Raw genomic sequence first — 18,458 nt, 5'->3', positions numbered from 1 at the left:
GGTCATCAGGATCCTTCCTTGAGCTCCCCGGGGAAGTGGCAGGCCACGCCGTGCGACGTGAGGCCGGCGACACCGAGTTCCGGTGTCTTCTGCGCGCAGATCGTGCGTTCGGGGTGGGTCAGCGGGCCGATGGGGCAGCGGGTGCGGAACCGGCAGCCGGACGGCGGGTTCTTGGGGCTGGGCAGGTCGCCGCGCAGCACGATGCGCTCGCGGGCGGCGCCGACGGTCGGGGCGGGGGAAGAGGACAGCAGGGATACGGTGTAGGGGTGGAGGGGGTCGGCGTAGAGCTGCTCCGCCGGGCCCGTCTCGATGATCCGGCCGAGGTACATCACGGCCACCCGGTCGCTGATGTGCCGGACGACGGCCAGGTCGTGGGCGATGAACAGGTAGCCGAGGCCGAGGCGGTCGCGTAGGTCGGTGAGGAGGTTCATGATCTGCGCCTGGATGGACACATCGAGCGCGGACACCGGCTCGTCCAGCACCAGGCACTCCGGCTCGACGGCCAGCGCGCGGGCGATACCGATGCGCTGTCGCTGGCCCCCGGAGAAGGTGTAGGGCATCCGGTCGAGGTGGCGTTCGCCGAGCCCGACGGTGTGCAGGAGCTCCAGCGCGCGGTCGGGCCGCTCGGCGGCGGGCACGCCGCGCACCTCCATGGCCTCGTCCAGGACCTGGCGCACCGTGCGGCGCGGGTTGAGCGACGCGTACGGGTCCTGGAAGACGTACTGCAGGCCCCGCCGCAGCTCGCCGGCCGCCCGGCGGGACATCGCGGTGACGTCCTGGCCGCGTACCCGCACCCGGCCGGCCGTCGGCTGATTGATACCCACCAGGGTCCGGGCGAGGGTGGACTTCCCGCAGCCGGACTCGCCCACCAGGCCCAGCGTCTCGCCCGCGCGGACGGTGAGGCTGACTCCGTCCACCGCGTACACCGCCCCGCCGCCGCGTCGGCCGAACCCGCGCCGCGCGCCGAGGTTCACACGCAGGTCCGTGACGTCCAGGATGGGGTCGCCGATGGCGGTGCGGGGGCGGGCGGGGAGTGACGTGGCGGGTGTGCCGGTGTCGGCACCGGCACACCCGGGCGCGGGGTCCGTGAGCGTGTCCGGACCCGCCGTCACCCAGCACGCGGCCTCGTGCGCCGTGTCCCCGGTCAGCCGTTCCAAGGCCGGTACGGCGTCCCGGCAGTTGTCCCGGGCCAGATCACACCGCGGTTGGAAGGCGCAGCCGGCGGGGAGCCGGGCGGGGTCCGGGGGCTGGCCGGGGATGGCGAACAGGCGGTCGCCGGGCGCGGATGCCGGGGCGTCCAGGCGGGGCATGGCGCGCAGCAGGGCCCGGGTGTAGGGGTGCGCGGGGGCTGCGAAGACGGTGGCGGTGGTGCCGGTCTCCACGATGCGGCCGCCGTACATGACCGCCACGTCGTCGCAGAGCTCGGCGACCACACCCATGTCATGGGTGATCATGAGCACCGCCACGCCGGTGCGGTCGCGCAGTTCGCCCAGCAGGCGGAGGATCTGGGCCTGGATGGTGACGTCCAGAGCGGTGGTGGGCTCGTCCGCGATCAGCAGGTCGGGGTCGCGGGCCAGCGCCATGGCGATGACCACGCGCTGGCGCATACCGCCGGAGAACTGGTGCGGGTACTCTTCCGCACGCCGCCGCGGGTCCGGGATGCCGACCGTGCCGAGCAGTTCCACGGCCCGCGTCCGGGCCCGCCCGCGCGGTGTGCCGTGCACGACCAGGGCCTCGGTCACCTGCCTGCCGACGGTCATGACCGGGTTGAGCGACGCCTGGGGGTCTTGGAAGACCATGGCGATCCGATCGCCACGCACCGCCCGCATCTCCCGCGCCGGCAGCGCCAGCAGGTCGGTGCCGTCGAAGCGCACCGAGCCGGTGACGCGTCCCGGGGCGGGCACCATGCGCATCAGCGTGCGGGCGGTGACGGATTTGCCGGAGCCGGACTCGCCGACCAGGCCGGTGATGTGGCCGCGCCGGATGCGCAGGGACACGTCGTGGACCACGGTGACGGGTCCGGCCGCCGTGTCGAAGGACACCCGTACGTCGGCCGCGTCCAGCAGGACACCGCCGGCACCGCTCGTGTCGTTCGCTGGTCCGCTGTCAGCCGCGTTCGTGGTCATGATGTCCGGGTCACCGCCTCGTTGAGTGCGTCGGAGAGCAGGCTGAAGGCCAGGGCCAGCAGCAGGAGAACCATGGTCGGACCCAGGACGTACATGGGCGCGAGGGACAGGAAACGGATTCCGGTGTTGAGCAGGGTGCCCAGGGACGGCTGCGGCGGCTGGATGCCCAGCCCGACCAGTGACAGGCCGGTCTCCATGAAGATGGCCACGACCATGGCGATCGCCGTGTGCACGATGATCGGGTCGAGGGCGTTGGGGAGGATGTGCCGCAGCAGCACCCGCCGCCGGGGCACCCCCAGCACGCGGGCGGCCAGCACGTATTCGCGCTGTTCCTGGGTGAGCAGGGCGGCCCGTGCCAGCCGCCCGTAGCCGGGCAGCAGCACGATGGCGATGGTCAGCAGCAGGGCGGAGACGCCGGGCTGGAGGATCAGCGCGATCACGATGCCGAGCACCAGCCCCGGGAAGCCGAGGATGATGTCGAAGACACGCTGGAGAAACATCCCGAGCCACCGGGAGAGCCCGCCGGCGATCCCCAGGAGCGTGCCGACGATTGCCGCGATCGGAACACCGACGAACAGCAGGACCAGGTCGGAGCGCAGGCCGTACAAGGTCCGGACGAAGATGTCGCGACCCAGTTCGTCGGTGCCGAACAGGTGCCGCCACGACGGGGAGGAGAAAGTGGTGGCCGACTGCTGGTCGTAGCCGCCGCTGAAGACGGGCACCAGCAGCACCGCAAGCACCAGCAGGCCGAGCAGGGACAGTCCGATGGCGCCGCGCGGCTGGCGCGCCGCGCGCAGGTAGCGTCGCCAGCCCTCGGCCGGGCGGGGAGCGTTCGGTGGCCGGGGGATGACCGGGGCCGCTGCCGAGGCCCCGCCCGGGGTGGCGTCCGCGGTGGTGCTCATCGCGTGCCCTCCAGTCTGATCCGGGGATCGAGCAGGGACAGCCCGATTTCGGTGAGTAGTTGCAGCGTTACGGCGATGGTCACCGCCAGTAGCACCAGTGCCTGGACGACGAGGTAGTCGCGCTGCCCGGAGCTGGACACGGCCAGCGCGCCCAGACCGTTGCGGGCGAAGACGGCCTCGATGACGATGGCGCCGCCGAGCAGCTCGCCCAGCCGCATGCCGAGCGAGACCAGAGCGGTGGCCAGCGAGTTGCGCAGCACGTGCCGGAGGGTGACCCGCCGGCGCGAGGCGCCCTTGGCCACGGCTGTCTGCACGTACTCCTCGGTGTATGCCTGCCGCATGGCGGTCTGGATCAGTCGCGCCATCGAGGCCGCCTGAGGCAGTGACAGGGCGAGTGCGGGCAGCAGCAGGTACTGGATGCCGATCTCGGGGTCGACGAGCATCGAGACCTCGCCGCTGACGGGCAGGACCTTCCATGCCTCCCCGAGCAGCAGGGCCAGGAGCAGGCCGGTCAGGAAGGCCGGGGTGGCGAGCAGCACCGTGCAGGTGACGTCCAGCAGGGAACGGGCCCACGGGCGCCTGCTGGAACCGGCGGCCACGCCCAGCGCCACCCCGATGACGATCATCAGGAGGGCGGCGGCCAGGGCGAGTTGTACCGTACTGCCGAACCGGTCGCCGAGCAGCGCGGTCACGGGTCGCCCGGTGACGTAGGAGGTACCGAAGTCACCGTGCAGCACCCCGTCCAGCCAGTGGGTGTACTGGCTGACCAGCGGGCGGTCCATGCCCAGGTCGGAGCGGACGGCGGCGATCTGGGCGGCGGTGGCGTCGGGGCCGGCCACGGCGGTCGCCGGGTCACCGCCGCCCAGCCGCGGAAGGACGAAGGCGAGCACCGAGGTGGCGAACAGCACCAGGAGGGCCGACGGCAGGCGGCGTATCAGGAAACCGGTCATCGTGATCACACCAGGTACGTGTTGTCGAGGCGGGGGCAGCCGAGATAGGTCAGCCCGAGCCCACGGGCTCGTTTGGAGCGGATGATGGCGGACCGTGTCGTCGCGATGGACTGGCTGAAGGCATGCCGCTGCATGTAGGCGCCCAGGGCCCGCACGGCGGCCTTGCGTTCGCCGCTGCTCGCGGTCGCCGCCCGGTTGATGGCAGCGGTGTACTCGGGGGTGTGGAAGTGCGAGGAGTTGGTGGCGGCGAAGGCCGGGTGCGCGCCCACGAGCGTGGCCGCCGACAGGTCGGCGATGCCATAGCCGTTGATGAACATGTGGCCGAGCTTCCCGGCGGCCTGCCGAGCCGAGAAGTCGATGGGGTCGAGCACCCGGGTACGCACGCTCAGCCCGGCCGCGGACAGGTCGTATCGGACGATCTGGGCGGCGGCCAGCGCGGCTTGGACCGCGATGACGTCGATCATCACCTCCGCGCCTTTGGCCCCCGACTGTTCGATCATCCGGCGGGCGCGGGTCCGGTCGTAGGTGTAGGCGTCGGACTGCTCTCTGCTCCAGCCCGGTTCCTTGTCCGTCCACCACAAGCTGCTGGCACGGCCGTATCCGGCGAAGACCTGGCTCAGGACGCGTTCGCGGTCGAGGGCGTAGCCGACCGCCCGGCGCACCTCGGGCTTGTCGAAGGGGTGGGCGCGCACGTCCATGCTGACGGCGTAGTCGACCGCGGTTCCGAGGTCGATGACGTAACGATCGTCCCTTGACAGGCCCTTGGCGTCCAGCGGGGCGGCGCCGTAGGCGATGTCCGCACGGCCGCTGCGCACGGCGGTGACCAGCGCGGTCGGGTCGGTGATGCAGGGCATGTCGATGCGGTCCAGGTACGGGCGGCCCCGGGTACGGAAGTACCGGTTGCGTACGAGCGTGAGGTGCGAACCGGGGGCCCAGGACCGCCAGGCGAACGGGCCGGTGCCGACCACCTCCTTGCCACTGGCCAGCCCGGCCGCGCTCTCCCGGTCGAGGATGGAGGCGAGTTCGAACATGTCGAAGAGGTTGCCTGCGGGCCGGCCCAGCCGGATGCGCAGGGCGTGGTCACCGTCGGCGGTCATATCGGTGATATGCGCGCTGACGGCACGGGCCTGTGTCACCGCCACCGGGTCCGCGGTCCGCTTCAGCGAGAAGATCACGTCCTTGGAGGTCATGGGCCGCCCGGAATGGAAACGGACGTCGTCGCGCAGGCGCAGCGCGACGGTGCGGCCGCCATCGGTGATCTTCCAGCTGGTGGCCAGCAGGGGGCGGGGGATGCCGGCCGCGTCGTATTCGGTGAGCGTCTCGAAGACCATGCGCCGCCAGACGACCGACTGGGCCTGATGAGCCTGGGCCGCCACCGGCCTGGCGTCGAGGTTCATCGCGATCGTGAGGGTTCCGCCGCGGTGGGCCCCGCTGTCGCCGGTCGCGCCGCGGGCCTCGTCCACGGCGAGGCGGCATCCGCTGGCCGTGGCGAGCCCGGTGAGCCCCAGCCCCGCGAGTCCTAGAAAGGTGGTGCGCCGGGTCGGTGGCCCGGCTCTGAGATCGGCTGTCATGAGCGTCTCGTCTCTCCATCCGCCGAAATTGGCGTCGCCGCCCGGAGCCGCGGGCAGCGTGGGGAGCACTGTAGGCCCAGAAACCATTCATGTGAATGGTTTGCGTCGGTCGCGTTACGTGACCGCCCTCGGTGCCGGGGCGTGACCTCCCGGCGCGCCGGTACTACGCCAGACCGCGGAGATAGTCGTCCAGGAACCGGGCGAAGACCTCCGGCATGTCCACCGACGAGGGGGCCAGCAGCCACTGGATCTGCAGGCCGTCCATCACGGCGATGATCGCTGCGGCCGCCTGCTCCGGGTCCACGTCCTCGCGGATCCGCCCCTCGTCCCTGACGGTGCGCAAGTACCCCGCCACCCGCTCCCTCAGCTCCGCGTAACGGACAGTGAAGTACGGCTGCGCCGGGTGATCAAGGCTGACGGACTCTCCCGACAGGACTGTGTACAACTGCACCAGACCCGCCTGGCGGGCGTTGAGCTCCACCATGTCCACCAGCCGGCTCAGCGCAGCAAGCCCCGTCTCCTGCCCGAAACGCTGGTTGAAGGCGTAGATCTCGGAGTCGCGCAGTCGCAGCACCTCGGCGAGCAGATCGTCCTTGGAGCGGAAGTGGTGCAGCAGCCCCGCCTGGCTCAACCCGACGGCCTCGGCTATCTCCCGCATCGACGTCGCCCGGAAACCCTGGTCGGCGAAGGCCTGCAGGGCGGTGCGCAGGATTTCCTCGCGCCGCGCCCGGCCCTTGGCGTATTGGCCGGACCCCTTGCCGTCACCGACGGCGCCGGTACCGCCGGTGTGTGCTGACTGTTCGGGACGCATGGCGGCAACGATATCCGGGAGCTTGACGTCCCGCGGCGAGCCGCCTATTTTCAGCCGCACATATGTGACGTCGCACATAGGGATGCCCGGTGAAACTCGAACACGTCCTGCTGCGACTGCTCGCAGCACGCCCATACAGCGGTTATGACCTGCGCAAATGGTTGTCCGCCGAGGGGCAGTTCGTCAGCTCCCGGATCCACCACAGCCAGGTCTACCGGGCCCTGGCCCGCATGGAGAACAGCGGCTGGGTGGAGTTCCGCGTGGACCCCCGCGAACGCCGTCCGGACGCCAAGGTCTACCGGCTGACCGACACCGGCCGCGCGGCGCTGCTGGAGTGGATCCACTCGCCGTACGAACCCACCAGCCGCTTCGCCGACCCCGACTTCACCAACCGCTTCCTGGCCACCGTGGCCCTCGACCGGCAGGCGGCGATCCGTCTGGTGACCACGGAACTGGACTACCGCAGGAATCAGGTCGCGAAAAATCGCCACCGGGACCGCACCCTCCTCTTCGAGAACCCCGTTCCCGGGCTCGACCCCGTCCGCCACCGGGTTGCCGCGGACCTGGTCCACCGGTGGGGCGCCGACGCCGTGGACCGGTGGCAGGCATGGCTGGAGGACGTGCTGCGGCAGCTGGAGGACGACGACCTCGCCCCGGACACCTCTGAGGAGCAGACATGAAAGCCATCATGGTGATGTTCGACAGTCTCAACCGGCGCATGCTTCCGCCGTACGGGGCCGGCTGGACGCACGCCCCCAACTTCGCCCGGCTGGCCGAGCGCACAGCCGTCTTCGACAATGCCTACGCCGGATCGATGCCCTGCATGCCCGCCCGGCGCGAGCTGCACACCGGCCGCTACAACTTCCTGCACCGCTCCTGGGGGCCGCTGGAGCCGTTCGACGACTCCGTGCCGGAGCTACTGGGCCGCCATGGTGTCCACACCCACCTCGCCAGCGACCATCTGCACTACTGGGAGGACGGCGGCGCCACCTATCACGGCCGATACTCCACCTGGGAGTTCTTCCGCGGCCAGGAAGGTGACCCGTGGAAGGGCCAGGTCGCCGACCCCAAGATCCCGGACGACCTCAAGGAGGTGCGCCGCCCCACGTATCGCCAGGACTGGGTCAACCGGCAGCACATGGCCACCGAGGACCTGCACCCGCAGACGCTCACCTTCGACGCCGGGATCGAGTTCATCCGCACCAACGCCGCCGCCGACCGCTGGTTCGTGCAGGTGGAGACGTTCGACCCGCACGAACCCTTCTTCTCGCACCAGCACTACAAGGACCTCTACCCGCACGACCACGACGGCCCGCACTTCGACTGGCCAGACTACAAGCGGGTGGCCGAGACCGCGGAGGAGACCGCGCACGCGCGCTACGAGTACGCCGCCCTGCTGTCGATGTGCGACCGCTCCCTGGGACGGGTGCTGGACCTGATGGACGAACTGGACCTGTGGTCGGACACCATGCTCATCGTCAACACCGACCATGGGCTGTTCCTGGGCGAGAAGGACTGGTGGGGCAAGGGCGTGCTGCCCTGGTACAACGAACTGGTCCACCTCCCGCTGTTCGTCTGGGACCCACGCGTGGGCACCGCCGGGGAACGCCGCGCCGCCCTCGTGCAGACCATCGACCTCGGCCCCACCCTGCTGGAGTACTTCGGCGTGCCGCTGCCCGAGGACATGCAGGGCAGGCCGCTGCGTGGCGTCCTCGCAGACGACACGCCCGTCCGCGACGCCGGCCTGTTCGGCATGTTCGGCGGCCACGTCAACGTCACCGACGGCCACTACGTCTACATGCGTGCCTGCGCGGACGACACCAACACCCCGCTGTACGACCACACCCTGATGCCCACCCGCATGCGGGGCCGGTTCACCCCCGCCGAACTGGCCGACGCCACGCTCGCCGAGCCCTTCGCCTTCACCAAGGGCACTCCCACCCTGCGGGTCCCCGGCCGGGCGATGGTCAACCCCGGTGCCTACGGAACCCTTCTGTTCGACCTCGCCACCGACCCGGACCAGACCGACCCTCTCGTCGACGATGAGGCGGAACTGCGCATGGCAGGGCTGCTGACCGACCTGCTGCGCGCCACCGATGCCCCCGACGACCAGTACGAACGCCTCGGTCTGCCCCGGCACGGCCCGGTGGCCGAGCGGCATCTGCTGGTGCGCGCCCAGCGCGAGCGTGCACAGGCCGCCCTTCGCCCACTGCCGCCGGTCAAGGACTTCCCCGACAGCCGGCTGTCGGTCCGCACCCCCGTTCACCTCCTGACCGCCGACCCGGCCGCCGCCGATATCCTGAACCGCCACATCCCCGGGGTCACCGACTCGGAGAACCTGCAATTCATGCGGACGATCTCGCTGATCGGCCTGGCCGCGCTGCCCGTCGCGCGGATCACTGTCGCGCAGTTGCGGGCCGTCGCGGCCGAACTGGCCGCGCTGGACACCGCATAACCACCCGCGCCGTGCGGCCCTCACCGGCACTCCTCCGTGATCGTGTCCTTGCTGTACAAGGTGACCCGGAAGCTGCTCACTGTTCCATCGGTGCTCCTGCGTCGCGGGACGGCGAAGGACGCGGAACTGCTGGTGCTGCCGCACGAGAACGCGGTCCTGCGCCTGAAGGGTGTCAATATTCCGATCAGGCTGCTGAGCTGGGCGTTTCCTGTCGACGGTGAGGCAACCGGAGTGGCGTGGTGTGGTACTCGTTGAGCAGTCCACCGAGTACCTGGCGGCGCCTGATTATGCCAGCAGGTAGTCGGTCGGTGCACTCGGTGCGGGCTGTGCGTATCCATCGTTCGCGAACGCATTTGACCGGGGGCTCTGAGGCGGTGTGGGGATGACGGCTGTGCCGTTGCCGGCGAAGACGGCGTCGAACGCGGCGGTGAACTTGCTGTCCCGGTCACTGATGAAGAACCGGAAACACTCGGCCCTGTCGCCGAGGTCCATGAGCAGATTGCGGGCGAGTTGGGTGACCCATGCGCCGGTCGGGTGGGCAGTGACGCCCAGGATATGGACGCGCCGGGTGGCAATCTCCATGACGAAGAAGACGTAGAGACGCCTGAGGAAGACTGTCTCCACGTGCATGAAGTCGCAGGCAAGCAGCGTATGGGCCTGTGAGCGCAGGAACGAGCGCCAGGTCTGCTGGGAGGCTCGCTGCGGTGCGGGCGGTGGACCAGAACGGCGCAGGACGCGCCGGATGGTAGCGGCGGCAACCCGATGACCAAGCCGTCGGAGCACGCCTTGGATTCTGACGTACCCCCAGGTCGGGTTCTCTCGCGCCAGGCGCTGGATGAGCGCAACTGTCTCTTCCGGCAATGGTGGACGACCGGGTCCGACCGCCGTCTGGCGCCACTTCCAACGCACCAGACGACGTCTTGGTCTCGAAGCAGTCGGTGGCGAGGCCGGCGGGCCCACCGCAGCGCTCGCCCATCATGACCAGCACGGATGGGGTTTCTGGTACCTAAACCGTATCGAGGAGCCTGAGTTCCTCGATACGGGGCGAGGCCGACGAACGCCAGTCGCGGCGAGGTAGGCCAGTCGCAGCGGCACGACAGGCCATGATGCCGCCGGGGCCCTGCGCAGGTGAAGACCCCGGGGGTGAACGTCGAGGAGAATCGAAGATCCGTGATCAGGCTCCCAACCTGCGTGGATGATTCATCGGCACCCGCAGTGTCGTGGCTCTCCGAGCTCCGAATTACGCGGAACGCAGGCAGGCCGCACCCTCGCTCTCCGGTTTCGGGAAGGGTTCTGACTGTCGTGCCACCGAAGTCGCCGAATCCTCCCGTGACTCCCGGCTCACGGCAGATTCCCTGATCGCCGCCCGCCCCTGTGATCAACTCCGTTTGTTTCATTGACATTTCACTCGGAAGTCGTACGTTGGGAGCGCTCCCATGGTGCCTTTCAACTGGAAGGGGTTCCCCCCACATGCGCAAACAGAGCCCATTAACCGGGCGTTCCCGGTCGGCCCTCCGACGGCCTCTCCAGGCGCTCGCCATGCTGTTCGCCGTGGTTGTCGGCGCACTGACCTGGTCGGCCCCCGCCCAGGCTCACGGCTCCGTCGTCGGCCCCGCCTCCCGCGCGTACCACTGCTGGGAAAGGTGGGGTAACGACCACATGAACCCGGCCATGCAGACCGAAGACCCCATGTGTTGGCAGGCCTTCCAGGCGAACCCCGACACCATGTGGAACTGGATGAGCGCGCTCCGCGACGGCCTCGGTGGCCAGTTCCAGTCGCAGACCCCCAACGGGACGCTCTGCAGCAACAACCTCTCGAGGAACGCCAGTCTGAACAAGCCCGGGCAGTGGAAGACGACCACCGTCGGCAACAACTTCTCGGTCCACGTGCACGACCAGGCGTCCCACGGTGCCGACTACTTCACGGCCTACGTGAGCAAGCAGGGCTTCGACCCCAAGACCCAGACCCTGGGCTGGGGCAACCTCGACTTCATCACGCAGACCGGCCGCTTCGGCCCGGCGACGGACTACACGTTCAACGTCAGCACCTCCGGCTACACCGGACACCACATCCTGTTCGTGATCTGGCAGGCCTCGCACCTCGACCAGGCCTACATGTGGTGCAGCGACGTGAACTTCGGCTGAGCAGGGGAGCGCCGCACACGGCACCGGTCTCTGCCGGGCGCCGGTAACCCGCCGCCCGGCCAGCCGAGCTCCGTCGGGGCAGGGGACCCATTGGGTCACCCTGCCCCGACGGAGCTCCCTTCGCTCCTGGTGTGAACGTGCCCGATCGCATCTTGACATTGTGGGTGCCGAATATTACATCCGCCTTGGTCAGGTTTCGGGCGCTGGTAGCGGTCTCATAGGTTTGAAACCTGGGTAGTTGCGTTGTTCGGTGGGGCGCGATGCACCGCGTCGAAGCTGCTCCAGCACTGGCACCGGCGATGTGCGGCACAACGCCAGGCGCGCGTTGAGTGATGCCTCCCACTGCTCGGTCAACTGCTCGCACAACCTCACTCGCATCTCCGAGGTGACGTGCGAGTAGTTCGCCGATACCGAGCTGTCCGTATGTCCCATGCGCTCATCCATGAGCACCTTCGGCGTACCAAGCTCCTCCATCAGAGTCTTGTGGCCGTGCCGCAATCCGTGCCGCGTCAGCCCGTCCTTGATCGGAACCCAGCACGCCGCCGCCCTGAAGGGTGTCAATATTCCGATTCGGCTGCTGAGCTGGGTGTTTCCTGCGGACGGTGAGGCGGCCGGGGGGCGTCGGGTGGTACTCGTTGAGCAGTCCGCCGAGTACCTGTCGGCGCCTGACCATGGCTGCGGGCAGGGGGATGACGTCCGGGTCGTCGTCTGGGGCACGTAGGTCCAGGCCGCGGTGGGCTCGTCCGGCGTTGTAGTGCCCGGCGTACTGGTCGAGGACCGTACGCAGGTGTCGTTCGCCGGTGATGAGAAGTCGGTCGGTGCACTCGGCGCGGGCTGTGCGTATCCATCGTTCCGCGTAGGCGTTGGACCGGGGGCTTTGTGGCGGTGTCGGGATGACGGCTGTGCCGTTGCCGGTGAAGGCGGCGTCGACAGGGGCGGTGAACTTGCTGTCCCGGTCGCGGATGAGGAACCGGAAGCGCCCAGCTCTGTCCTGAAGGTCCATGAGCAGGTTGCGGGCCAGTTGGGTGACCCATGCGCCGGTCGGGTGGGCGGTGACGCCCAGGACATGGACGCGCCGGGTGGCGATCTCCATGACGAAGAAGACGTAGAGACGTCGGAGGAAGACGGTCTCTACGTGCATGAAGTCGCAGGCGAGCAGCGTGTGGGCTTGGGCTTGGGCTTGGAGGAAGGTGCGCCAGGTCTGCTGGGATGCGCGTTGCGGTGCGGGCGGTAGGCCGGAGCGGCGCAGGACGCGCCGGATCGTGGCGGCGGCGACCTGATGGCCGAGCCGTCGCAGTTCGCCTTGGATCCTGACGTATCCCCAGGTTGGGTTCTCTGTCGCCAGGTGTTGGATGAGCGCGACTGTCTCTTGCGGTAACGGTGGCCGACCGGGCCTGGCTGGTGTCTGGCGCCATTTCCAGCGCACGAGACGACGGTGCCAGATCAGCAGCGTGCCCGGGGTGACCAGCCGATGACGGCGCAAGGCGAGTGGCAGGTGCTTGGCGAGAGCGGAGAGCACGGCACGATCAGCCCAAGAGAGCCGCGGCCGCTGGACCTGTCGACGCAGTACAGCGACCTCATGACGAAGGGCAAGGATCTCGGCGTTGTTCGCGGCGGTCGAGCGGCTCAACAAGAGGAGGCAGCTCAGTAGTCGGCAGAAGATCAGGCAGAGCAGTCGCAGACCCACGATCACTGATCACTGATCAAGCCCATACTCGGGTGATCGTAAAGCCCCAGGTCAACCACCGTAGGGCAATAAAGACACCCTTCAGGGCAATTGTATTCGCTCGGTCATGGCATGACTCCGATGTCGTCGCGGTACGGCTTCCCGGCGGACCGCCGGGAGCGCGTACACGGGGGCTTGGGGTGCCAGGGGGCGGTGACGGGCAGGGCGGTGGTGCGCCCCGGTGAGACCGGGTGCCCTCTGTCGCAGGCTGTACCGCCCCGCACACGACGCACGTCACGTTGTCTGTCCGCAGAGTGTCTGTCCTCAGAGTGGTGGACGGTCCGAGGTCCGGACTCCTGGATGACCGACAAGTAACCGTTCCTGTGGCGCCTGCCCGTTGACGACCCGAGAATCCCCGACAGCAGGTCAGCTGCTCAGAGAGGCCACGTAGGGCGACAGCTTGGCCGGGTTCATCACCCACATGATCCGCTCGATGCCCTCCGCCGAGATGTCGACGGACATCAGGGCGACAGCCGCCCCGCCGGACGAGACCAGCACGGCCGGCAGGCCGTTCGTCTCGACCCACCGGATGTCCGCCTGTGGCCAGAAGCGCGGGGCGAAGGCCACGAGGTATCGCGAAACGTGGGCCCGTCCGACCACCGGGATCCTGGACGCGCCGCGGATCCCGCCACCGTCCGTGTAGCTGACGACGTCGGCGGTGAGCACGTCCTCCAGTACCGACAGGTCGCCCGTTCGTGCCGCGGAGAGGAACACCTCCAGCAGTCGCCGATGGGCTGCTGGCGTGACGCGCTCCTTGCGCTCGGCGGCCAGGTGCTTGCGCCCGCGGCTCACCAGCTGACGGGCGTTGGCCTCGGTCGTCTCCAGGATCTCGGCGATCCGCCCGTAGGGATAGTCGAACGCCTCCCGTAGCACGTAGGCCGTGCGCTCCACGGGATTCAGCTTTTCCAGGAGCAGCAGAACCGCCATCTCCAGGGCCTCGGCCCGCTCCGCGCCCAGCTGCGGATCATGACTGGTGTCGACGGGCTCGGGAAGCCAGGGCCCCACATAGGACTCACGGCGTACGCGGGCGGACTGGGCCAGGTTGATCGCCAAGCGGGTGGCGATCGTGGTCAGGAAGGCGGTGGGTTCGTGGACCTTCGCGCGGTCCGTGTTCTGCCATCGCAGCCAGGTCTCCTGCACGATGTCCTCAGCCTCCGCCGCACTGCCGCCCAGGACTCGGTACGCGATGCCGAAAAGCTGCGGGCGCGCCGAAATGAACTCCTTCGTCGCTTGGCCAAGGTTGTCGGGATGGGCGCCAGCGTGCATGGATCTCCCCTTCTGGCTTCGTGCGAGTCATGCTACAAGCGGTTGTCGAGGGGCGTGCCGGGGGCCGCGCGGTGGCGCACCGTGGCACTCGATCAGTCAGGGATACCTGCTGTCGCAGCACGGGCACTGCTCCGAGCTCGCGATCACACCCTTTGGGGCCGACGCCTGTCACGCATCCATTGCCCCGCCCCATGGACACTCCCGTCGACGTCGTGCACGTTATGCTGACGATGCTCTTCGCCCTCGCGGCGTTGCACGCACCACGGCGCGGCACTCGGCCACACCGCGGGCGCCTCAGCAACGGGTGTTTGGATCACCGGCCTGCTGGCCGTGTATCTCCTTGTGTGCGCGCTGCGGTCACTGACCCGTCCCATGCCCTGGCTGCGGTCCGCCGCGGCCGTCGCGCATCGCGCCGCCGCGAGGGACCCGTACGGTTACTTGCGGGACGGAGCGATGGCGCTTGGGACGGCCGTGATGGTGCTCATGCCCCGCTGACCGCGTGTCAAAGGGCACCGACCACGGCCTTGCTGCGCATCAGGAGGTCCGAGAGGTAGCTGTCGTGGGGAACTCCCGGAGCCATCCAGTAGGTGGGGTGGTCACCGACGTACACATTGGCGATGGCGGGTTCCGCCAGCAGCGCATCGAGCAGGGCGTGGTCGCGGGTGAGGGCCGAGAGCACGAGTGCGTCCCTCGGTGGAGCGGTACCGTCTGTGCGGTTCCAGGGCGCCACCCACACGCAGGGGAACGGCAGTTCGGTCCTTGGCTGCGCGGCACTGGCGCTGCCGACTCACTGATCACAGGGGTCTCAGTGGGCCGGGACGGATCACTCATGGCAGCCGTCCTGGCACGGCGTGGGTGTCGGCGACGCCGGTCGCGGACACGGTGCGTGCCGCGGGGCGACGGGTGGGAAGCACGGGTGGTGATGCGTGGCCGCCGGTGACCTCAGTGGTTCTGGAGCCACTGAGTGAACGTGTGATGGCCCAGATGGGCGTCCGGCCCGGGAAGGAGGGCTCGCTCCCCGAGCACCGCGCCGAAGAACGGGGCACGCGCGTCAGCGACCACCGGGCGGGGCCGGCCCAGGGCGGTCAGCAACTCGTCGGTGGCGTCCTCGAGCCGGAGTTCTTCGGGCCCGACTGCCTCCAGCACGCCGAAGAGCGGCAGGCCCACCACGACATGGGCGAGCCCGAGCGCGTCGTCGAGGCCGGTGGCACCTTCTGGGAGCCGGGCGGAGACGCTATCCATTACCAGGACGGCAACGCTCTCGCCGACGAGCGGACCGAGTTCGTCGTCACCATGATGTGCGCCCCCGGCGAGCCCATGCTCGGAGCTGGTGGACGAGGCGGAGCTGAAGGAACGCGCCCACCTTCGCGTCCCGCGGCCCACCGCCTAATCCCCGCAGGGCCGGCACTCACCGGGCGGGAGCTTCCGCGGGTGAGTGTCGGCAACACGGCGGGGCGGTACTCCCGGTGCGCCGGCGGGGGCCCCACGCCAGTGACATCCCGGCGACGAACGGTGTCACACGCGCGGGGCCCCGCCTGCCGGTGGTTCCTATTCCACGAAGTACGAGTCGTGCTTGTCGAAGAACGCGGCACGCTCCTCCTCCGAAGCGTGTGCCAGTTGTGACACCTGCTCGAAGTACTCCTCGCGCGGGGCGCCCGGGGTGAACAGGAGCAGCATGTTGGCCGGGGCGTCGGAGTCGTTCCGGAAGGCGTGCAGCCCGCCCTGGGGCACGTGCAGGAAGTCTCCCTTGCGCGTGTCGACCCACTGCACGCCATCGAACACGCGCACCGTGCCGTCCAGGATGTAGAACGACTCCGAGATCCGCTTGTGGAAATGCGTCTTGGGCCCGCCCGCCCTGGGCCGCATCTCCACCCGGTACAGCCCGAACTCACCCCGTGTGGTGCCGGTGGTCGCCAGATAGTGCGTGGCGTCCTTCCCGGTGCCGCTCTCGCCGATGTCCGGGGGTGTGGTGGCGGGCCGAAAGACGGCGCTGACCTCGCCGTCCTCACCCCAGTACTTCTGTTCCGGGTACGGGTATGACATATCTGCATCCTTTCCTGCGGTCGGCGCGCTGTGGTGCGCCGATGCGGACTACAGGACAGCGGTCCTCTCGACAACGAGACCGGTGGGCACCCACCGGTGTGACAGCCGGGGATCCCGGCCGGGTGTCATTCGACGGCTTGGTGACGGCTGAAGCGGGACACCTGGCGGCTCCATCAGCCAGCCGTGTGTCCGCCCGTGGGGCGGATGAGCAGCCGCCCCAGTCTGCCGCAGCGTGCCGAAGGCTACTGACGCGCCGACGGCCAGCAGGCCCGCGCACAGCGGCATGGCCCGGCTGAACGACGCGTCGAAGGCCGCGTCCGACCGGTAGGCGTCCGGTCCCATCCCGACCAGCAGCGGCAGCACCGCCACGGACACCAGCCCGGCAACCCGCGCCGCCGATTCCACCATCGCCTGCGACTTCCTCCATATCGACCTGGTGGACCTGCGCCGTGTCTACGCGCTGGTTTTCCTCGAGCACGGCACGTGTCGCCTGCACGTCGCTGGGGTGACCGCACACCCGACCGCGCGGTGGACGGTTCAGCAGGCCAGCAACCTCGCTGGTGACATGGGCGTGCGTTTCGAGTCGCTGCGCGTCTTGATCCGCGACCGGGACGGCAAATACAGCGAGTCCTTCGACGCGGTTTTCGCGGCCGAGGACGTCGAACCCGTGAAGACCGCCCCACGGACCCTGCGGATGAACGCATACTGCGAGAGGGTGATTGGGACGTTACGGCGTGAGGCCCTCGACCACGTGCTGATCTGGAACGAGGCCCACGCTCGACACGTTCTCGAGACCGATGCCCGGCACTACAACGGGCATCGCCCGCATCAGGCCCGAGGGCAACTACCTCCCCTCGCCGATGACCAGACCACGCCGTTGACCGGCCTGAGCAGCAGGCGATGGCTACTCCGCACTCGTGTCCTTGGCAGCCTGATCAACGAATACTGGTACACGGCCTGACCTGCCGCGACGGGTTTCTGAACGGCACAGGAGAAGCGCCGGATTTCGCATACGCGTCAGCAGACACATCCGATCCCGGAGCGATGCCCACAGCGATGGCAAGTGGGCACCGCTCCACCCTGCTCGCTTGACAACCAGGGCTACATATCGGGGCTGGCCTCTCACGCGCGGCTCATGCGTCGGGCCCGACCTAAGTGCGGTCAGTAATCCCAGACGGCCGGTACGAAACGGAAGGCGTTTCCGGCGACCGCCACGTGGCAGACGGACGGGAACGGCAGGTGAGTGGCCACCAGTTGTTCGCCGCTCGCCGCCAGCTCTTTCAGGAGACGGATCCGGACGCGGGCTGATTCCTCGGGGTCGTGGTCGAAGCCGTTGTGCCACTCGGGTTTGTCGAACCCGCACTGGAACACGGCATCGCCGGCGAATGTCAGCCGGTCGCCGCCGGACTCCAGGCGGACGATGCTGTGGCCGGGAGTGTGACCGCCGGTGCGACGGATCATTACTCCTGGCGCCACTTCGTAGTCCGTCTCGAATGGCTGCAACTGGCTGCGGTACACGTCCAGGAACCGCGAGGCGGTCGTTCGAAGCACGTCCGGCACCGGTGTCGGCATGGCGGTGCGGGAGAAATCAGGCGCTTCCCAGAACTCGGCCTCGGCGGCCGCCAGGTGGACCCGCAGATCCGGGCGCAGTCGGCCCCTGAGACCGTCGACGAGCAGCCCGCCGATGTGGTCCATGTGCAAGTGGGTGAGCACTACGTCGGTCACGGACGCGGGATCGATCCCGGCGGCGTCCAGTCGCATGGCCAACTGGCCGGCCCGCGGGAAGCCCGGAAACTCCGTCCCCAGTCCGGAATCGACGAGTATGGTCCGGCCACCGCTGCGCACCACGGCCACATTCAGTGGCCAGTCGAGCACCTCCGGCGACAGGAACATGTCACTGAGCCAGGCCGACAGGTCGGCCGTGGCGGCGTTGGTGGCCATCGTTGTCGGGGAGATCGGCAGCACCCCGTCGCTGATCATCATCACGTCGATGTCGCCGACCTTCAGCGCGTAGCGCGACGGGACTAGTTCGTCGTACCCCGGCGCATCGGGGCGTGCGATGTTGACCTGGCTCATGTTGTTCTCCTCTTGAAGCGTTGACCGAAGACATCGGCGGCGGGATGGGTCACACCGTCCAGTCATGACCTAAGACCGGGCGGCAGCCTCGTTTGTGACAGCCACTCCGCTCCCTCGCCCCGCTTCGCCTCGCCCGATCATGCCGAGGATTGGCCCAAGGGATTCCCGGCGCGGCCACATCGGTCACGTCTCCGCACGTCAGCGCCCCTCTTGTGCGTTCGGAGCTGCTCGTCTTCCTTAGAGGCTCCGGCTTCCCTCTACCGGAGTTCTGCATCTACCGACATCGCGACTTCCGCGAAAGTCAGGCCATTTGAGAACCCCGGGCCCCCGCGTTCTCAGCCAACCTGACATCCCAGCAGGTCAACGGCTCGTAATCTGGCAGATGCA

The 18,458-nt window shown here is 68.8% G+C and carries 15 protein-coding genes and 5 pseudogenes; 6 read left to right on the top strand and 14 right to left on the bottom strand.

Annotated elements, in window-relative coordinates:
- Positions 1-5: 5 nt before the first annotated feature.
- The 5 genes from ASC60_RS26165 to ASC60_RS26145 form a co-directional block, all read right to left on the bottom strand.
- Positions 6-2,126: an ABC transporter ATP-binding protein gene (locus ASC60_RS26165; RefSeq protein WP_055555070.1), complete on the bottom strand. Its 2,121-nt coding sequence runs from the start codon at positions 2,124-2,126 to the stop codon at positions 6-8.
- Entirely contained in the window at positions 2,123-3,028 is a 906-nt protein-coding gene (locus tag ASC60_RS43255) for an ABC transporter permease (RefSeq protein WP_079038630.1), read from the bottom strand. Before ASC60_RS43255 ends, ASC60_RS26165 begins: the two co-directional genes overlap by 4 nt.
- Positions 3,025-3,978: an ABC transporter permease gene (locus ASC60_RS26155; RefSeq protein ID WP_055555188.1), complete on the bottom strand. Its 954-nt coding sequence runs from the start codon at positions 3,976-3,978 to the stop codon at positions 3,025-3,027. The genes ASC60_RS43255 and ASC60_RS26155 overlap by 4 nt, the downstream gene beginning before the upstream one ends.
- Positions 3,979-3,983: 5 nt before the next feature.
- Complete coding sequence (locus tag ASC60_RS26150; RefSeq protein WP_159043320.1) at positions 3,984-5,549, bottom strand: ABC transporter substrate-binding protein; 1,566 nt, start codon at positions 5,547-5,549, stop codon at positions 3,984-3,986.
- Positions 5,550-5,712: 163 nt separating this feature from the next.
- Positions 5,713-6,360, bottom strand: a complete 648-nt coding sequence (locus ASC60_RS26145; RefSeq protein WP_063787217.1) for a TetR/AcrR family transcriptional regulator — start codon at positions 6,358-6,360, stop codon at positions 5,713-5,715.
- 89 nt (positions 6,361-6,449) lie between these two features.
- Between ASC60_RS26145 and ASC60_RS26140 the strand changes: the two genes are divergently transcribed.
- The 3 genes from ASC60_RS26140 to ASC60_RS44165 are packed head-to-tail and all read left to right on the top strand — an operon-like array spanning position 6,450 to position 9,070.
- Positions 6,450-7,040, top strand: coding sequence for a PadR family transcriptional regulator (locus ASC60_RS26140; RefSeq protein WP_079038628.1), 591 nt, complete (start codon positions 6,450-6,452; stop codon positions 7,038-7,040).
- A complete protein-coding gene (locus ASC60_RS26135) occupies positions 7,037-8,815 on the top strand; it encodes a sulfatase (RefSeq protein ID WP_055555064.1) in 1,779 nt (592 codons plus the stop codon). The genes ASC60_RS26140 and ASC60_RS26135 overlap by 4 nt, the downstream gene beginning before the upstream one ends.
- A gap of 48 nt (positions 8,816-8,863) precedes the next feature.
- Entirely contained in the window at positions 8,864-9,070 is a 207-nt protein-coding gene (locus ASC60_RS44165) for a hypothetical protein (protein ID WP_370592966.1), read from the top strand.
- A gap of 30 nt (positions 9,071-9,100) precedes the next feature.
- Here the strand turns inward: ASC60_RS44165 and ASC60_RS43250 are convergent, their stop codons facing one another.
- On the bottom strand, positions 9,101-9,598 hold the full coding sequence (locus tag ASC60_RS43250) for a hypothetical protein (RefSeq protein WP_234357135.1): 498 nt from the start codon (positions 9,596-9,598) through the stop codon (positions 9,101-9,103).
- Between the two features lie 756 nt (positions 9,599-10,354).
- Here ASC60_RS43250 and ASC60_RS26125 point away from each other — a divergent pair.
- Complete coding sequence (locus ASC60_RS26125) at positions 10,355-10,960, top strand: lytic polysaccharide monooxygenase (protein ID WP_037952771.1); 606 nt, start codon at positions 10,355-10,357, stop codon at positions 10,958-10,960.
- Positions 10,961-11,149: 189 nt separating this feature from the next.
- On the opposite strand, the pseudogene ASC60_RS43245 reads toward ASC60_RS26125, so the two are convergent.
- The 5 genes and pseudogenes from ASC60_RS43245 to ASC60_RS41045 form a co-directional block, all read right to left on the bottom strand.
- Positions 11,150-11,509, bottom strand: a pseudogene (locus tag ASC60_RS43245) (hypothetical protein); the annotation flags it as partial.
- An 8-nt stretch (positions 11,510-11,517) separates the two neighbouring features.
- Positions 11,518-12,647, bottom strand: a pseudogene (locus tag ASC60_RS39790) (integrase core domain-containing protein).
- A gap of 405 nt (positions 12,648-13,052) precedes the next feature.
- Positions 13,053-13,952, bottom strand: coding sequence for an RNA polymerase sigma-70 factor (locus tag ASC60_RS26110; RefSeq protein ID WP_055555058.1), 900 nt, complete (start codon positions 13,950-13,952; stop codon positions 13,053-13,055).
- A 502-nt stretch (positions 13,953-14,454) separates the two neighbouring features.
- Positions 14,455-14,739 (bottom strand): annotated as a pseudogene (locus ASC60_RS39785) (aldehyde dehydrogenase); the annotation flags it as partial.
- A gap of 155 nt (positions 14,740-14,894) precedes the next feature.
- Complete coding sequence (locus ASC60_RS41045; protein WP_234357153.1) at positions 14,895-15,194, bottom strand: hypothetical protein; 300 nt, start codon at positions 15,192-15,194, stop codon at positions 14,895-14,897.
- On the opposite strand from ASC60_RS41045, the pseudogene ASC60_RS43240 reads away from it, so the two are divergent.
- Positions 15,129-15,342 (top strand): annotated as a pseudogene (locus tag ASC60_RS43240) (cupin domain-containing protein); the annotation flags it as partial. The gene ASC60_RS41045 and the pseudogene ASC60_RS43240 overlap by 66 nt on opposite strands.
- Before the next feature lie 158 nt (positions 15,343-15,500).
- Here the strand turns inward: ASC60_RS43240 and ASC60_RS26095 are convergent.
- Complete coding sequence (locus ASC60_RS26095; protein ID WP_055555054.1) at positions 15,501-15,995, bottom strand: cupin domain-containing protein; 495 nt, start codon at positions 15,993-15,995, stop codon at positions 15,501-15,503.
- 48 nt (positions 15,996-16,043) lie between these two features.
- A complete protein-coding gene (locus tag ASC60_RS26090; RefSeq protein ID WP_055555052.1) occupies positions 16,044-16,403 on the bottom strand; it encodes a hypothetical protein in 360 nt (119 codons plus the stop codon).
- Between ASC60_RS26090 and ASC60_RS26085 the strand changes: the two are divergent.
- A pseudogene (locus ASC60_RS26085) lies at positions 16,333-16,956 on the top strand (integrase core domain-containing protein); the annotation flags it as partial. The gene ASC60_RS26090 and the pseudogene ASC60_RS26085 sit on opposite strands and share 71 nt — an antisense overlap.
- 200 nt (positions 16,957-17,156) lie before the next feature.
- On the opposite strand, the gene ASC60_RS26080 reads toward ASC60_RS26085, so the two are convergent.
- Positions 17,157-18,071, bottom strand: coding sequence for an MBL fold metallo-hydrolase (locus tag ASC60_RS26080; protein ID WP_055555049.1), 915 nt, complete (start codon positions 18,069-18,071; stop codon positions 17,157-17,159).
- Positions 18,072-18,458: the final 387 nt, after the last annotated feature.

Origin of the sequence: Streptomyces sp. NBRC 110028, assembly GCF_001417735.1 — a bacterium.
Taxonomy (GTDB): domain Bacteria; phylum Actinomycetota; class Actinomycetes; order Streptomycetales; family Streptomycetaceae; genus Streptomyces.
This window is presented reverse-complemented; position numbering and strand designations above follow the sequence as displayed.

Excerpts from the sequence above, each read along its gene's own strand:
- ASC60_RS26150 (WP_159043320.1), bottom strand. The coding sequence starts at position 5,549 with ATGACAGCCGATCTCAGAGCCGGGCCACCGACCCGGCGCACCACCTTT.
- ASC60_RS26165 (WP_055555070.1), bottom strand. The coding sequence starts at position 2,126 with ATGACCACGAACGCGGCTGACAGCGGACCAGCGAACGACACGAGCGGT.
- ASC60_RS26155 (WP_055555188.1), bottom strand. The coding sequence starts at position 3,978 with ATGACCGGTTTCCTGATACGCCGCCTGCCGTCGGCCCTCCTGGTGCTG.
- ASC60_RS41045 (WP_234357153.1), bottom strand. The coding sequence starts at position 15,194 with ATGGATAGCGTCTCCGCCCGGCTCCCAGAAGGTGCCACCGGCCTCGAC.
- ASC60_RS26125 (WP_037952771.1), top strand. The coding sequence starts at position 10,355 with ATGCTGTTCGCCGTGGTTGTCGGCGCACTGACCTGGTCGGCCCCCGCC.
- ASC60_RS26095 (WP_055555054.1), bottom strand. The coding sequence starts at position 15,995 with ATGTCATACCCGTACCCGGAACAGAAGTACTGGGGTGAGGACGGCGAG.
- ASC60_RS26110 (WP_055555058.1), bottom strand. The coding sequence starts at position 13,952 with ATGCACGCTGGCGCCCATCCCGACAACCTTGGCCAAGCGACGAAGGAG.
- ASC60_RS43255 (WP_079038630.1), bottom strand. The coding sequence starts at position 3,028 with ATGAGCACCACCGCGGACGCCACCCCGGGCGGGGCCTCGGCAGCGGCC.
- ASC60_RS26135 (WP_055555064.1), top strand. The coding sequence starts at position 7,037 with ATGAAAGCCATCATGGTGATGTTCGACAGTCTCAACCGGCGCATGCTT.
- ASC60_RS26080 (WP_055555049.1), bottom strand. The coding sequence starts at position 18,071 with ATGAGCCAGGTCAACATCGCACGCCCCGATGCGCCGGGGTACGACGAA.
- ASC60_RS26145 (WP_063787217.1), bottom strand. The coding sequence starts at position 6,360 with ATGCGTCCCGAACAGTCAGCACACACCGGCGGTACCGGCGCCGTCGGT.
- ASC60_RS26090 (WP_055555052.1), bottom strand. The coding sequence starts at position 16,403 with ATGGTGGAATCGGCGGCGCGGGTTGCCGGGCTGGTGTCCGTGGCGGTG.